This is a genomic window from Streptomyces sp. NPDC013157 (assembly GCF_042899865.1).
GTDB lineage: Bacteria > Actinomycetota > Actinomycetes > Streptomycetales > Streptomycetaceae > Streptomyces.
Map to the genome: position 1 here is coordinate 835,247 of NZ_JBIBAK010000002.1, position 14,563 is coordinate 849,809.

At 73.2% G+C, this 14,563-nt stretch carries 14 protein-coding genes; 7 read left to right on the plus strand and 7 right to left on the minus strand.

Translation table 11 applies throughout. The features are described from left to right. Positions 1-60: 60 nt before the first annotated feature. The gene (locus ACFY6U_RS09100; protein ID WP_390036157.1) at positions 61-1,260 is read right to left on the minus strand and encodes a glycosyltransferase; all 1,200 of its coding nucleotides are present in this window, start codon (positions 1,258-1,260) and stop codon (positions 61-63) included. A gap of 168 nt (positions 1,261-1,428) precedes the next feature. Then, positions 1,429-1,977, minus strand: coding sequence for a sigma-70 family RNA polymerase sigma factor (locus ACFY6U_RS09105; RefSeq protein ID WP_351486530.1), 549 nt, complete (start codon positions 1,975-1,977; stop codon positions 1,429-1,431). A gap of 46 nt (positions 1,978-2,023) precedes the next feature. On the opposite strand from ACFY6U_RS09105, the gene ACFY6U_RS09110 reads away from it, so the two are divergent. The 5 genes from ACFY6U_RS09110 (at position 2,024) to ACFY6U_RS09130 (ending at position 7,692) form a co-directional block, all read left to right on the plus strand. After that, a complete protein-coding gene (locus tag ACFY6U_RS09110; protein WP_390036159.1) occupies positions 2,024-3,421 on the plus strand; it encodes a serine/threonine-protein kinase in 1,398 nt (465 codons plus the stop codon). A 127-nt stretch (positions 3,422-3,548) separates the two neighbouring features. After that, on the plus strand, positions 3,549-4,253 hold the full coding sequence (locus ACFY6U_RS09115) for a DUF4232 domain-containing protein (protein WP_390036161.1): 705 nt from the start codon (positions 3,549-3,551) through the stop codon (positions 4,251-4,253). Positions 4,254-4,444: 191 nt separating this feature from the next. Continuing rightward, the gene (locus ACFY6U_RS09120; RefSeq protein WP_390036162.1) at positions 4,445-5,701 is read left to right on the plus strand and encodes a hypothetical protein; all 1,257 of its coding nucleotides are present in this window, start codon (positions 4,445-4,447) and stop codon (positions 5,699-5,701) included. 69 nt (positions 5,702-5,770) lie between these two features. Further along, a complete protein-coding gene (locus tag ACFY6U_RS09125) occupies positions 5,771-7,030 on the plus strand; it encodes an arsenic transporter (RefSeq protein ID WP_390036559.1) in 1,260 nt (419 codons plus the stop codon). A 173-nt stretch (positions 7,031-7,203) separates the two neighbouring features. Beyond that, positions 7,204-7,692: a universal stress protein gene (locus ACFY6U_RS09130; RefSeq protein ID WP_390036164.1), complete on the plus strand. Its 489-nt coding sequence runs from the start codon at positions 7,204-7,206 to the stop codon at positions 7,690-7,692. Positions 7,693-7,704: 12 nt separating this feature from the next. Here the strand turns inward: ACFY6U_RS09130 and ACFY6U_RS09135 are convergent, their stop codons facing one another. Further along, a complete protein-coding gene (locus ACFY6U_RS09135) occupies positions 7,705-9,567 on the minus strand; it encodes an RICIN domain-containing protein (protein WP_390036165.1) in 1,863 nt (620 codons plus the stop codon). Between the two features lie 414 nt (positions 9,568-9,981). Further along, entirely contained in the window at positions 9,982-10,878 is an 897-nt protein-coding gene (locus tag ACFY6U_RS09140) for a helix-turn-helix domain-containing protein (RefSeq protein ID WP_390036167.1), read from the minus strand. A 69-nt stretch (positions 10,879-10,947) separates the two neighbouring features. Here ACFY6U_RS09140 and ACFY6U_RS09145 point away from each other — a divergent pair, with 69 nt between their 5' ends. Next, the gene (locus ACFY6U_RS09145) at positions 10,948-11,730 is read left to right on the plus strand and encodes a phytanoyl-CoA dioxygenase family protein (protein WP_390036168.1); all 783 of its coding nucleotides are present in this window, start codon (positions 10,948-10,950) and stop codon (positions 11,728-11,730) included. A 97-nt stretch (positions 11,731-11,827) separates the two neighbouring features. On the opposite strand, the gene ACFY6U_RS09150 is transcribed toward ACFY6U_RS09145, so the two are convergent. The 3 genes from ACFY6U_RS09150 to ACFY6U_RS09160 form a co-directional block, all read right to left on the minus strand. After that, entirely contained in the window at positions 11,828-12,796 is a 969-nt protein-coding gene (locus tag ACFY6U_RS09150; RefSeq protein ID WP_390036170.1) for an aldo/keto reductase, read from the minus strand. Between the two features lie 95 nt (positions 12,797-12,891). Then, a complete protein-coding gene (locus tag ACFY6U_RS09155) occupies positions 12,892-13,425 on the minus strand; it encodes a flavoprotein (protein ID WP_390036172.1) in 534 nt (177 codons plus the stop codon). A 21-nt stretch (positions 13,426-13,446) separates the two neighbouring features. Further along, on the minus strand, positions 13,447-13,905 hold the full coding sequence (locus ACFY6U_RS09160) for a DUF1348 family protein (RefSeq protein ID WP_390036174.1): 459 nt from the start codon (positions 13,903-13,905) through the stop codon (positions 13,447-13,449). Positions 13,906-13,993: 88 nt separating this feature from the next. Here ACFY6U_RS09160 and ACFY6U_RS09165 point away from each other — a divergent pair, with 88 nt between their 5' ends. Then, entirely contained in the window at positions 13,994-14,545 is a 552-nt protein-coding gene (locus ACFY6U_RS09165) for a TetR/AcrR family transcriptional regulator (RefSeq protein WP_390036176.1), read from the plus strand. The last annotated feature ends 18 nt before the right edge of the window (positions 14,546-14,563 follow it).

The window sequence follows — 14,563 nt, forward strand, 5'->3', positions numbered from 1 at the left end:
TCCACCCCCGGCCCCCTGAGGGGCACCACAGTGGCCGTCGGACGGTGCGTCACGCCGTGCTCAGGCGCCGTCGAGGAGCAGCCGCGCGGCCACGGTCGCTCCGTCGGTGCGCAGCGTGCCGGCCACGGCGGCCGCGCGGGCCCGGGTCTCGGGGGTGAGGGCGGTCGCGAGCGCGGCCGAAAGGGACTCGAAGGTCGGGGTCGGGCCGTCGTGGGCCGCGCCGATGCCCAGTGCGGCCACCCGGGCGGCCCAGTGCGGCTGGTCCACGAGCTGGGGGACGACCACCTGGGGCACCCCGGCCACGGCGGCCGTCGTCGTGGTACCCGCGCCCCCGTGGTGGACGACGGCGGCGACCCGGCGGAAGAGCGCCTGGTGGTTGACCTCGCCGACGGCGAAGCAGTCGGCGCCGTCGCTCGGGGCGAGGTCCGCCCAGCCTCGGCCGACCAGCACGCGGCGGCCCTGGGCGCGTACCGCCTCGACGGCGACTTCGGCGGCGTCCGGCGCGCCGCGCATGGCCATGCTCCCGAAGCCGACGTACACCGGCGGCGCACCGGCCTCCAGGAACGCCACCAGGTCGTCCGCCAGCGGGCGGTGGTCCGGCAGCAGCCAGGCGCCGGTCTGCACCAGTTGGAGATCCGTCATCTCCTGCCACGCGCCCAGCCCCGGATCGGCCGCCAGCCACGGCCGGTCGGTGAGGACGTGGTCGCGGACGTTGTCCACCGGGGGCAGGCCGAGCGCGGCCCGGTGGGTGTTGAGCGCCTCGCCGTACAGGGCGTTCACCCGCTCGGCGTCCACCTTCCACAGCGTCGGCAGGTCGGCGTCGGCAGGGGCCGGGCGGCCCGGCCTGCCCGCCGGCGGGAAGCGCGAGGACGGCAGTCCGGCGGTGTGGTAGCAGGCCAGCACGTAGCGGATGCCCAGGTTCTCGGCCACCGACCGCGCGCCGGCCGGCATCAGGCCGCTCGCCACCAGCGCGTCACATCCCTCGGCCGCCGGGCCGACCGTCTCGAAGTGCGCGGCCACCAGCTCGGGCGCGAGCTTGAACGCGTCCTCCGGTGCCGGATTCGGCCGGGTCACCAGCGCGCGCACCGACGGCCCGAACGGCACGTGCGGCACGCCCGCACGGGCCAGCAGCTCCGCGAACTCCTCGTCCGGCGGGGCGCACACCCGTGCCTCGGCGCCGAGCTCGCGCAGCGCCACGGCGAGTCCCGCCAGCGGTTCGACGTCGCCGCGCGACCCATATCCCATCAACAGCACACGCATGTCGCGCATCCCCCAAATACCGCGGTTCCTGGCTTCGGCCTGCGATTCTGCGGGACGAGGGGGGCCTTGCCGCAAGGCCCCCCGTGCGCTATACGTTAAGAAGGGCGAGGAGAAGAACTCGTCGCCCTGTGTTTCTTCCGGGCCGCCGATGTGCGGCCCTTTCTGCTGTCACCGCGCGCTCAGCCAGGGCCGGACCTGCTTGCGGGCCTCGTGCAGCCGGGACTTCAGGGTGCCCAGCGGGATACCCACCCGCTCGGCGACCTCCGCGTAGTCCAGCTGGCAGATGTCCCGGTAGACGAGCGGCGCGACCAGCTGCGGGTGCTCACGCTCCAGCCGGTCCAGCGCCTCCAGCAGATCGATCCGGGACCCGGCGATCACGCTCGTCGTACGCGGGTCGACGTGCTCGGTGGGTTCGATGGTCGCCGGCTGCTCCGCCGCCCGCCGCTTGAGGTCCCGGTACTTCTGCCGGGAGCAGTTGGCGACGACCGTGTACAGCCAGGTGCTGAAGCGGCTGCGGCCCTCGAACGTCGAGATCTTCCGGGAGATCTGGAGCAGCACGTCCTGGGCCGCCTCCTCGGCGTCCTCCCGGCACGGCAGGAACCGCCCGCAGCGCCGTACGACGTCCGGCCAGACCTCGGAGAGCAGCTGGTTCAGGGCCACCTGGTCGCCGGCGGAGGCCCGCCGGGCGAGGTCTTCGGTCAGCGCGGCGTCCGGCACGGGAGGTCCCCCTCGAAGTCGATCTCAGGACAGGCATGATAGTCGTATGCAACCCCTGGAGCGGATCGGCCGCTATCGCCTCGAACAGCGCCTGGGCACCGGTGCCTTCGGGACGGTCTGGCTCGCCCACGACGACCAGCTGGACGCCCCGGTCGCGGTGAAGGTGCTCGCCGACAACTGGTCCCACCGCCTCGACATCCACGACCGCTTCCTCTCCGAGGCGCGGCTGCTTCGGCGGGCCGACTCCAAGCGCGTGGTTCAGGTCTACGACATCGGCGAACTCCCGGACGGGCGGCCGTACTTCGTGATGGAGTACGCCGACGCGGGCACCCTCGCCGACCTGCTCGGCGGCGGCCCGCTCCCGATCCCCGACGCGCTGCGGCTGACCGCGCTGGCGGCGCGCGGCGCGGCGGACCTGCACGGGGCGGGGATCGTGCACCGGGACATCAAGCCGACCAACGTGCTGCTGCGCACCGCGCAGGACGGCACCCGGCGGGTGCTGCTCGCCGACCTGGGGCTGGCGAAGAGCCTGGCACAGGCGTCGGGGCTGACCCTGGCCGCCGGTTCGGCGGGGTACCAGCCGCCGGAGCAGGCCGAGCCCGGCGAGGGCATCGACGCCCGCGCCGACGTCTACGCGCTGGGTGCGGTCGGCTACGAGCTGGTCACCGGGACGGTGCCGGCGGCGCCCGGGAGGGTGGTCCGGCCGGAGCGGCTGCGGCCGGACCTCGGGGAGGACGTGCAGCGGGCGCTGATGCGGGCCCTGGAGCCGGACCGGCAGCGGCGCTGGCCGTCCGCGCAGGTCTTCGCGGACGAGCTGGACCGGCTGGCGGCGGCCACGGCGGCGCACCGGCCACGGCGCCTGGACGGTGTCCGCAGGCGGCTCAACGCGGTCACACTGACCGTCGCCGCGGTGCTCGCGGCCGGGGGCACGGCCCTCGCGGTCACGATGATCGACCGGAACGGGTCGGCGGGGGACGAGACGCGGGTCGCCGACTCCACCGGGCGGGTGGTGGCCCAGGTGCCGTCCGGGTGGGCGGGCGAGCTGCGGAACTCCGGCTGGAACCCGCAGGCCCTGGGGCTGGCCTCCGGGCACGAGCCGGGTCTGGAGGTCGCCGACGACGTGTCCGAGTGGCAGGACCTGACGACCGCGGTGAACGGCGTGTTCATCGGCGTGAGCGAACGCGGCGACGTCGCGGCCGAGGTGAAGGCCCTCTCCCACTCCGGCTGCCACTACGACGGCAGCCGCGCCTTCACCGGCACCGACTGGCAGGGCAGCATCCGCAGCTGGAGCGCCTGTTCCGGCGCGGGCGGCTCGATCCAGGAGGCGGCCCTGAGCCCGGCCGACGGGGACAGCCGGCCCCAGGTGTATGTGCAGGTTCGGCAGAAGGGTGCCGTCGACAGGAGCGTCACCGACGGCATACTCCGGTCCCTTCGGGTCACCTGACCCGGTGAGTTTCGGCGTGCCCCCGAACTTTTCCGCCCTTCCTCGCATCGGATGGGAGTGACGGCGCACGGAGCGCCCAGGGCACGCCGCGCAGGTGTGCCCCGACATCCAGGAGTGGTGAAGACACATGGCGCACACGTCCCAGTCCTTGCGGCGCGGGGCGGCCCTGCTCGCGAGCACGGTCGCCGCCCTGGGCCTGCTGACCGCCTGCGGCAACGGCGGTCAGGGCAAGTCCCCGGAGTCGGTGTCGGGCACGGCGGCGCCCGCGACCGGCAACGCGTCGAGCACGGACACCTCGAACACCTCCGCCGTCCCGTCCGGCACCGGATCCTCGTCGGCGTCCCAGACCGGCGGCTCGGCGACCGGCGGCGGTTCGTCGACCGGCAGCACCACGACGAGCAGCGCCGCCTCGCCCCGCTGCCACACCTCCGAGCTGACCGCCTCGGTGGGCGGCAACAACCCGGGGGCCGGTCAGGAGAACTTCCCGATCGTGCTCACCAACACTTCGGGCCGCACCTGCACCGTGCGCGGCTACCCGGGCGCCGCCTTCGTGAACGCCGCCGGCACCCAGCTCGGCCCCGACCCGCAGCGCGAGTCCGGCAGCACCGCCGCGACGGTCACGCTCAAGCCGGGCCAGAGCGCCTGGGCAGGGCTGACCTTCTCCAACCCGGAGATCAGCGGCGCCAAGACGGCGACACCGGCCGCGCTCCTCGTCACCCCGCCGGACGAGAAGGACTCGCTGAAGGTCGCCTGGAAGAACGGCGCGGTCCCGGTCTCCGGGAACGCCTCCTCGGTGCGGCTGGGCGTGTTCAGCGCCGGTACCGGCGCCTGACCGCCCCCTGACCGGACCCCGCTGCCCACTCCCCGGGGCAGCGGGGTTCGTCATGTCCGGGCCACGAGTGTCACAGACGTGCAACACGCACAGCCGGCTCCGATCTTTTCCGCCGGACCGCCCATCGAACCCGTCGACCACACAGCAACGGGGCTCCGCGAGGGGCCGGGACGACGGAATCGGGGACGGACATGAGCGGCATCTCCCGCAGGCGGGTGCTGACGGCGGGCGCGACGGCCGGGGCCCTCGGCGCCCTCTCGGCATGCTCGAACGGCAACTGGACGCTGGGCGGCAGCAGTTCGGCCGCCGGCGTCAAGGACGGCGGCGCGAACGGGAACGCGTCGGCGAGGCCGCTGAAGCTCATCGGCGACGGCTCCACCGCCGACACCGGCGCGCAGCCGCACCAGCCGAAGGCGACGCGGATGGCGCCCGGCACCAAGCCGCCGCAGTTCGTGGTGTTCTCCTGGGACGGCGCGGGCGAGCTCAGCAACAAGCTGTTCTCCCGCTTCCGCAAGGTGGCCGCGGACCACGGCGCGAAGATGACGTTCTTCCTCTCCGGCATCTACACCCTGCCCGAGTCGAAGAAGGACCTCTACCGTCCCCCGCAGCACCCGGTCGGCGCCTCCGCGATCGGCTACCTCTCCGATGGGCACATCCACAACACGCTCCAGCAGGTGCGCGCCGCCTGGCTGGAGGGCCACGAGATCGGCACCCACTTCAACGGGCACTTCTGCGGCTCCGACGGCGTGCGCAACTGGTCCCCCGCCGAGTGGCGCAGCGAGATCGACCAGGCCATGGACTTCGTCACCAAGTGGAAGACGAACACCGGCTTCACCGACCTGGAGCCGCTGCCCTTCGACTACAGCAAGGAACTGATCGGCGGCCGCACCCCGTGCCTGGAGGGCCAGGCCAACCTGCTGCCCACGGCCGCCGCGCTCGGCTGGAAGTACGACGCCTCCTCGCCCGGCGGCCTGCAGATCTGGCCGGGCAAGGTGCAGGGCAACCGCATCTGGGACTTCCCCCTGCAGTCCATACCGTTCCCCGGGCACTCCTTCCAGGTCCTGTCGATGGACTACAACATGATGTACAACCAGTCCGCCGGCAATCCGCTGGGCGACAAGACCCAGTACGACGCCTGGCGCACCCAGGCCCGCGACAGCTACGTGGCGGGCTTCGAGCGGGCGTACACCACCAACCGGGCGCCGTTCTTCATCGGCAACCACTTCGAGCGCTGGAACGGCGGCATCTACATGGACGCCGTCGAGGAGGCGATCGGCCGGATGGCCCAGTACGACGACGTGCGCTTCGTGTCCTTCAAGCAGCTGGTGGCGTGGCTGGAGGCCCAGGACCCGGCGGTGCTGCGGACGCTGCGCACACTGAACCCGGGGCAGGAGCCCACGGGCGGCTGGGGGGAGTTCCTGGGCGCGGCGGGTACCCCGTCGTCGTAACCTGGTCCGTCTGCTTTCATCTGCTTTCATGGTCGGGCCGTACTTGATCACGCCTCCGAGGGACGCGCCCTGAACACCCCGCTCGCCGAGACCCTGTCCGTCCTCCTGCTCGCCGCCGTCCTGGCCTGGGCCGTGATCCGGCCGCGCGGCTGGCCGGAGGCGGTGCTCGCCGTACCGGCGGCGGGCATCGTCGTCGCCACCGGGGCGATCTCCCTCGACCACGCGCGCGCGGAGGCCGCGCAGCTGGGGCCGGTGGTCGGTTTCCTCGCCGCGGTCCTGGTACTGGCCCACTTCTGTGACGTGGAGGGCCTCTTCCAGGCCTGCGGGGCGTGGATGGCCCGGTGGTCGGGCGGGCGGCCGGTGCGGCTGCTGACGGCGGTGTTCGCGCTGGCGTCGGTGATCACGGCCGTGCTCAGCCTGGACGCGACGGTGGTGCTGCTGACGCCGGTGGTGTTCGCGACGGCAGCCCGGTCCGGGGTGCGGGCGAAACCGCACGTCTATGCCTGTACGCACCTGTCGAACACCGCCTCGCTGCTGCTGCCGGTGTCCAACCTGACGAACCTGCTGGCGTTCGCGGCGAGCGGGCTGAGCTTCACCCGGTTCGCGGCGCTGATGGTGCTGCCCTGGCTGGTGGCGATCGGCGCCGAGTACCTGGTGTTCCGGCGGTTCTTCGCCCGTGACCTCTCCTCGGCGGCGCCGGGCTCCGCCGACCCCGGCGAGCCGCCCCGGCTGCCGGTGTTCGCGCTGGTGACGGTGGCCTGCACGCTCGCCGGGTTCGTGCTCACCTCCGCGGTCGGCGTCGACCCGGCGTGGGCGGCGTGCGCGGGTGCGCTGGTGTTGGCCGGTCGGGCCCTGCTGCGGCGGCGGGCGACGCCGCTGACGGTGGTGAAGGCTGCCGCGCCCGCGTTCCTGGCGTTCGTGCTGGCGCTCGGGATCGTGGTGCGGGCGGTCGTCGACAACGGGCTCGCGGACGCGCTCGGCCACGTGCTGCCGGACGGGACCGGGCTGCCGGCGCTGCTCGGCATCGCCGCGCTCGCCGCCGTCCTCGCGAACGTCGTCAACAACCTGCCGGCGGTGCTGGTGCTGCTGCCGCTGGCCGCCCCGGCCGGGCCGGGCGCGGTGCTGGCCGTGCTGCTGGGGGTGAACATCGGCCCGAACCTCACCTACGCCGGGTCGCTCGCGACGCTGCTGTGGCGCAGGATCGTGCACCAGCACGACCACGGCGTGGACCTCGGCGAGTTCACCCGCCTGGGGCTGCTCGCCGTGCCGGCCGCGCTGTGCTCGGCGGTGGTGGCACTGTGGGGGGCGCTCCAGGTGGTCGGGGTGTAACCGAGTCCGGCGAAAGCGCTCCGTAACGGGCGCGGGGCTGTATCCATGTGCGGCTCCGCCGCGTGGGCGCGACCAGCCACGACGGCGCCGCAGTCGGCTCGCGGCAGATCGCGGCACTTCAAGCGGAGCGCGTAGTCGGGTATCAGTCGGGAAACAGCTGGGAGGCCAAGGACATGCGGGTGATCGTCTGGCTGGTCGAGGGCACCTGGCCCGCCTGTGTGGACGCGGCGCGCGGCTACGCGCCGGACGCGTCCGAGGTGGTGCTGCTGCATGTGGACGAACCGGGGGTGGCCGGGCTCGCGCACGGCGCCTTCGCGGGGCTGCTGGGCCGGGCCGGCTCGGAACCGGACCCGGAGCGGCGGCTGGTGGAGCTCGGCGGGAGGTCGGCGGCGGAGCTGCTGGACGCGGCCGAGGCCCGGCTGGGGCGGCCGTGCACCCGGCTGGAGCGGGTCGGCCGGGTCGAGCGGGAGGTGGTGGCCGCCGCCGGCGACGCCGGGCTGCTGGTCCTGGCCCGGGACGGCGACCGGTCCCGGCTCGGGCCGCACAGCCTGGGCAAGGCGGCGCGGTTCGTCGTCGACCACGCGCCCTGCCCGGTGCTGCTGGTGTGGCCGGAGGGTGCGCCGGACCTGACGACGATGCCGCCCCCGCCGCCGCACCCCTGAGACCGCACGGACTCAGTGCCCGGGGTAGCCCCCGCCGCCATAACCGCCGCCGTAGCCGCCGCCATATCCGCCGCCGCCCCAGCCCCCGCCGTACTGGCCGTCCCCGGATCCGTAGCAGTACCCCGGGTACTCGGCACACGGGTCGTAGCTCGGAGTGCTCGACGGGGTCGGCTGCGCGGTCGTCCTGGACGCGGACGGGGCGGGCGTCGGCGTGGCGGGCTTCGCGGCCTTGGTGGTCGGGGTGGCGGACGCGGTCGCTGCCGGCGTCGGCGTACTGTCGGCGTCCCAGTTGACGATCTGCATCTGCAGGTCGGGCTGCGAGGTGTCCATCACCCAGCGCTGCGCGCCGGCGTTCGTCCGGTTCTTGACCACCAGCGCGCCACCGCCATCGGTGGCGGCCGGGGCGAGGGCCAGGTCCTGGTCCCAGCGGGGCACCAGCGCGCCCTGGAGGGTGAAGTCGTAGTGGACGCTCTTGGCCTTGGTCCCGGCCGCCGCGGTACACGGGGCGAGCTGGACGGAGTAGCCGAGGTGCGAGTCGAGGCACAGGTCGGGGGCCGCGGCGTTGCGCAGCAGTCCGTCGCCTTCGTACGTCCACTGCTGGCTGGCGACCGAGGAGCACTCGGCGAGCTCGGTCTCGGCGCCCTTGACGGCCTTCTTGCCGACCACGCCGATGCACAGGCCGGAGGCGATGTTGTGCAGCCGGCCGCGCAGGGTGCCCTGGGTGGTGCGGCTGGTGCCGACCCAGGACGGGCCCGAGGTGGCGGAGCCGGCCGGCGTGGCGGACGGCCTGGCGGCGGCCGAGGTGCTGTCGTCGCCCGAGCCGAGCACCGACCACAGCACCAGCGGCAGCACGACCAGGCCGCTCACCGTGCCCACGGCCACGGTGAGGTTGCGGCGGCGGACCCGGCGGGCTGCCCGCTGCTTGGCACGCCGGGAGGCGGCGGGGTGCACGACCAGGTCCTTGCCGGGGGCGGCGGGCGGCGCGAACGCCTCGCCGCCGGCGAGCCCCCCGACGGGAGTGACCTCGGGCTCGGCGGGCTCCCGGGCCAGGCCGGCCCGGGACTCCATGTAGGCGCGGGCGCCCCAGCCGAGCACGGCCTCGGCGAGGGCGACGCCGAGGCCGCCGCCGTTGAACTGGTGGAGCTGGTCGGCGGTGTACCGGCAGTGCTTGCAGCCGTTCAGGTGCTGCTGGAGGTCCCGGTCGATGTCGATCCCGCCACGCCGGAAGGTCACGTCGATCATCCGGACGTAGCGCTGGCACTCGTCCTCGTGGGCGAGTTCGCGGTGCACCTGGAGGCACTCCTCGCGCATCCGCTCGCGGGCCCGGCGCAGTTCGACCTGCGCGTCCTGCTCGTCCAGGCCCAGCAGTGCGGCGGGTGCCGCCAGGGGCTCCGACTCGACCTCGGTGTGCCACAGCACGGTCCGCGAGGACGGGGTGAGCCGCTGGAAGGCGCGGGAGAGCAGCCGCCGGTTCGCGGGCGGGAGCAGCCGGGCGGCGGCCCGTTCGCCCTTGCCGACGCGCAGCTGGGGGTGGAGCAGTTCGCCGCGGCCGTCGTGGTCCCACTCGGCGGCTATGCGGCGGACGGTGACGAGGAGTTGAGGGCGCCAGGCAGCGGTCGGCCCGGCCTGGCGGAGGGATTCACCGAAGAGCCGGGTGAAGGCGGCGGTGGTGAGCATTCCCGCGCCGCGCGTCCCGTCGGTGCACAGACGGGCGTAGGCGAAGGCCGCTTCCCAGTGCCGGTCGAGGAGTTCACCGACGGGGTGCAGGGCGGGCGCCGTGCCCGTCCACTGCTTGAGCTCGGCGCTGAGCTGCTCGTCGGTGACGCCGAACGGCCGGGCGGGGGTAGGGGAATTCCCCAGGCCTGCGTCATTCACGGCTGCATTCCTTCCAGACGCAACGCGGGATTCGGTCCATACCGTCTGGTATGCGACCGATATGCGGCCCGGCCGACGCCGAGGCCGGATGGGCTTGTTGGGGGGTTCGGCACGCGGGGAGCGGCCTCGCGCACGCGGCGGTCGAAAATAATCGCCCGCATGCCGACACGCCACACCTTTGCACAGGCCAGCAGGGCAGAACAAGAGATCCCAGGGTTTTGCGCATTGCCCGGCGGCTGCGGTAATTTGACGAAACGTCAATGACAGTCCCGGCACATTGTCGCCGTATCGACATCGTAATTTGCGCGGGGATTCAGGGCCGACCGCCCTGGTATCGACCCCAACCATTGAACCGCGCCCCGACCTGCACGATCCGCCGGGCCACCGGCGCCCGGGAACCAATAGCCGCACGCATTACAGGCGTTCACCGGACCGGTAGGCGCCGGGCGGGACACCGTATCTTTCTCGGAAAACCCGGTTGAAGTGGAACGGGCTGGGAAATCCGGACGCGGCGGCGACCCGCTCGACGGTCAGGTCGGTGCTCTCCAGCAGCCGGGCGGCGTGTCGCAGCCGGGCCTCGCGCAGTGCGCGCATGGGCGGCACGCCGGTCTGACCGGTGAAAAGGTGGGCGAACCGGGACGGCGACAACGCGACACGCGCGGCGAGCGAGCGGACCGTGTGCGGGGCGCCCGGGTCGGCGGCGATCAGTTCCTCGGCGCGGCGCACCCGCGCGTCCTCGGCGGCCGGGCCGGGCGCCGCCGGGTGCGCGCCGGCGGTGGCGAGCAGGACGACCTCCTCCAGCGCGCACAGGGCGAGTTCGCGTGCCGCGCTGCCGTGCGCGACGGCGACGGGGGCGTCGCCGGGTGCGGGGGCGGGCGGCGCGCCGGTGCCGGTCCACCGGGAGTCGGCGAGCACGCGGTGGAAGGCCGCCTCGATCCGGGCGTGGGTACCGTCCGGGGCGCCGACGGCGTACACGCCGTCGCCGAGGGCGCGCGGAGCCAGCCACGGGGTCCAGTGGGGGCGGACCTGGCAGTGGGTCCACCAGAACCGCCAGCGGCGCGCGCCCGGCCCGACGGCGTAGCTGTGCGGGACGCCGGGGGCGAGGACGACGAGGTCGCCGGCGCGCGCGGGCGTCTCCACGGCCCCCTGACGGAGCAGGCCGCAGCCGTCCGTCGTCCAGGTGAGCAGCCAGCTGCTCGCCCCCTCGGGGCGGTTGATCCGGTAGCCGGGTCCCTCGTCGTAGCGGCCGGTGACGACCATGCCCGGCGGCGGGGCCGGGACAGCAGTGCCGGGCAACTCCGCAGCGCTCATGGGCATCCTCTCCGCGGTGGCGTCGGCCTAGCGTGACAGGTCCAGGGCACCGGAGCGAGGAGGGCGGCCATGACAGCCACGGGCATCGACAGCACCGTCGTGCGGCAGTTCGAGGAGGACGGGTTCACCGTCGTACGGGGGTTGTTCGGGTACGACGAGATCGAGCGGCTGTGCGCGGAGTTCGAGGCGCTGCACGCGGCGGGGCGGGTCGTGCCGGGGCACTTCGAGCCGAAGCCGACGGGAGATCCGCTGCAGCGGTATCCGCGGGTGATGCAGCCCCACGAGATCAGTGCGCTCGCGCGGCGGTTCCTGCTGGACGCGCGGTTGCGGGTGGTCCTGGAGGCGCTGTTCGGGGAGGAGGTGCTGGCCGCGCAGAGCATGTTCTACTTCAAGCCACCGGGGGCCCGGGGGCAGGCGCTGCATCAGGACAACTTCTATCTGCGGGTGGAGCCGGGGACGTGTGTCGCGGCGTGGGTCGCCTGTGAGGCGATCGACCGGGAGAACGGCGGCCTCGAGGTGGTGCCCGGGACGCACCGGATGGACCTGTTCTGCCCGGAGGAGTCGGATGCGGAGCTGTCGTTCGCGCGGGAGTACGTGGCACCCCCGGAGGGGCTCGCGGCGGTGCCGGTCGATATGGGGCCGGGGGATGTGCTGTTCTTCAACGGGAGTCTGGTGCACGGGTCCCAGCCCAATCGCTCCGCCGGGCGCAGCCGACGGTCGTTCATCGGGCACTACGTGGGGCGGTCGGCGGAGCGGATCGGGGGGTATTACCGGACGTTGTCCATGGGTGGGGAACCTGTTCCGTTGCTGAAGAGCGAAGGGGGTGGTCCGTGCGGGACCGAGCGGTCGTGATGCGGGTGCCGGTGAGTGGGGGCTGGTCGCGCCCACGCGGCGGAGCCGCAAATTGACACAGCCCCGCGCCCCTGAAAGCAAAAAGCAGGGGCGCGCCTCAGTGGCCGGAGATGGGATGGGGGCCGTAGGGCTGCTCCAGCTCTTCCAGTTCCTTGTCGCTGAGCTCCAGTTGCACTGCTGCAACGGCGTCCTCGAGGTGGTTCGGTTTTGACGCGCCGATGATCGGGGCGGTCACCGTGTTCCGGTGGAGGAGCCAGGACAGGGCCACCTGGGCGCGTGGGACGCCCCGGTCGCCGGCGATGCGGGTGACCGCCTCGACGATGGCGCGGTCGCCCTCCTGGTAGAGGCGGTTGCCGAAGTTGTCGTTCGCGCTGCGCTCGGTGACCGTGCCCCAGTCGCGGGTGAGGCGGCCCCGGGCCAGCGGGCTCCACGGCAGCACGCCCACGCCCTGGTCGGCGCAGAGCGGCAGCATCTCGCGCTCCTCCTCGCGGTAGAGGAGGTTGTAGTGGTTCTGCATGGAAACGAACTTGGTCCAGCCGCCCAGCTCGGCCGTGTACTGGGCCTTGGAGAACTCCCAGGCGTACATCGAACTCGCCCCGATGTAGCGCGCCTTGCCCGCCTTGACGACGTCGTGCAGCGCCTCCATCGTCTCCTCGACCGGCGTGGCGTGATCGTAGCGGTGGATCTGGTAGAGGTCTACGTAGTCGGTGCCGAGGCGGCTGAGGCTGTGGTCGATCTCGGTGAGGATCGCCTTGCGGGACAGCCCGCCGCCGTTGGGGCCGGGGCGCATCCGGCCGTGCACCTTGGTGGCGAGGACGATCTCGTCGCGCCGGGCGAAGTCGCGCAGCGCCTTGCCGACGATCTCCTCGCTGGTGCCGTCCGAGTAGACGTTGGCGGTGTCGAAGAAGTTGATGCCCGCCTCCAGCGCCTGCCTGATCAGCGGGCGGGTCGCCTCCTCGTCGAGGGTCCACTCGTGGGTGCCGCGGTCGGGCAGGCCGTAGGTCATGCAGCCGAGGCAGATCCGGGACACGTCCATACCGGTGCGGCCGAGCTTCACGTACTCCATCGTTGTCTCCCACCGTCGAGATCACGTCGTACAGAGGCGAGCGTACGTCGCCCGGCCGGCCGGTCTCCTGTCGTGGCGGCGGTTGTCGGCCGGCGTCAGGGCCGCTCCAGCAGGTCGAGCGCCCGTTCCCAGGCGAACTCGGGGCGCCCGCCGTCCGCTTCGGCCTCGCCGGCGTAGGGGTCGCCGAAGCGGACGCCCAGCGCGCCCAGCCGGGCCAGGCTCTCCTGGTAGGCGGGGTGTGCGGCCAGCGCGCCGGCGACGCAGGGCAGGACCGCGATCGGGACGTCGAGCCCCAGGGCCTCGCACAGGGTGCCGACGGCGAGGGTGTCGGCGAGCCCGGCGGCCCACTTGTTGACGGTGTTGAAGGTGGCGGGGGCGACGACGACGGCGTCCGGCGCGGGGAAGGGGCGCGGATCGGAGGGGCGGCGCCAGGCCGACCGGACCGGACGGCCGGTGCGCGCCTCCGCCTCCGCGGTGTCGAAGAAGCCGTTCATGGCCACGGGTGTGGCGATGACCCCGACCTCCCAGCCGCGTTCCTGGGCCGCGGGAATGAGCCTGCCGACGCCCGCGGCGATACCGGCGGCGCAGACGACCAGGTAGAGGAAGGGCTTGCGGGGCTCATCGGTCATCCGGGAACCCTATGCGGGGGGCTACCGGAGCGGGAAGGACAGGCCCCGCTCGGACTCCGGGCGCGGACCGTGGATCCGGCGCTCGTGCTCCTCGATCCGGACGTCGTTGATGCTGGCCTCGCGCCGGGTCATGAGTCCGTGCCCGTCGAACTCCCACAGCTCGTTGCCGTACGAGCGCCACCACTGGCCGTCCGCGTCGTGGCACTCGTACTGGAAGCGGACCGCGATGCGGTCGCCGTCGAAGGCCCACAGGTCCTTGCGGAGCGCGTAGTCGAGTTCGCGGGCCCATTTCGCGGTGAGGAACTCGACGATCGCGGCGCGGCCGGTCACGAAAATGCCGCGGTTGCGCCATACCGAGTCCTCGGAGTAGGCGAGCGCCACCCGCCCGGGATCGCGGGTGTTCCAGGCGTCCTCGGCGGCCTGGACCTTCTGGACGGCGGACTCCCGGGTGAAGGGCGGCAGGGGCGGTCGGTCGGCCATGGTCTCCTCCTGGTCGAACGGAGAACGCACGTTCTCCGGGTCGCTGCTACCGTAGGAGAACGCACGTTCTCTCGTCAAGGAGTGCCCCATGGACAGCGCGGTCGCGCGTGAGCAGGCCCTGGACGCCGCCGAACGGCTGTTCTACGGGCGCGGGGTGCAGTCCGTCGGCATGGACGACATACGCGGCGCCTCCGGCGTCTCCCTCAAACGGCTCTACCAGCTCTTCCCCGCGAAGGACCAGCTCGTGGAGGCCTATCTGGAGCGGCGGGACGTGCGCTGGCGGCAGCGGCTCGCCGAGCACGTCCGGCGGCACGAGGATCCCCGGGAGCGGTTGCTCGCGGTCTTCGACTGGCTGGAGGGGTGGTTCGGGGAGGCGGACTTCCGGGGGTGCGCCTGGATCAACGCGTACGGCGAGCTCGGCGCCACCTCGCCCCGCGTAGTGACCCAGGTGCGGGGCCACAAGCGGGCGTTCCGGGACTACCTCGCGGAGCTGGTGGCCGACGCCGGGCTGGACTCCGCGCTCACCGGGCCGCTGTTCCTGCTCGCCGAGGGGGCGATGGTCACCGCGGGCGTCACCGGGAGCGCGGAGCCCGCGGCGGAGGCCCGCGCGGCGGCCCGGGTGCTGCTGCGCGCCGGGTGAGGTCGGCGCACGGCGGCG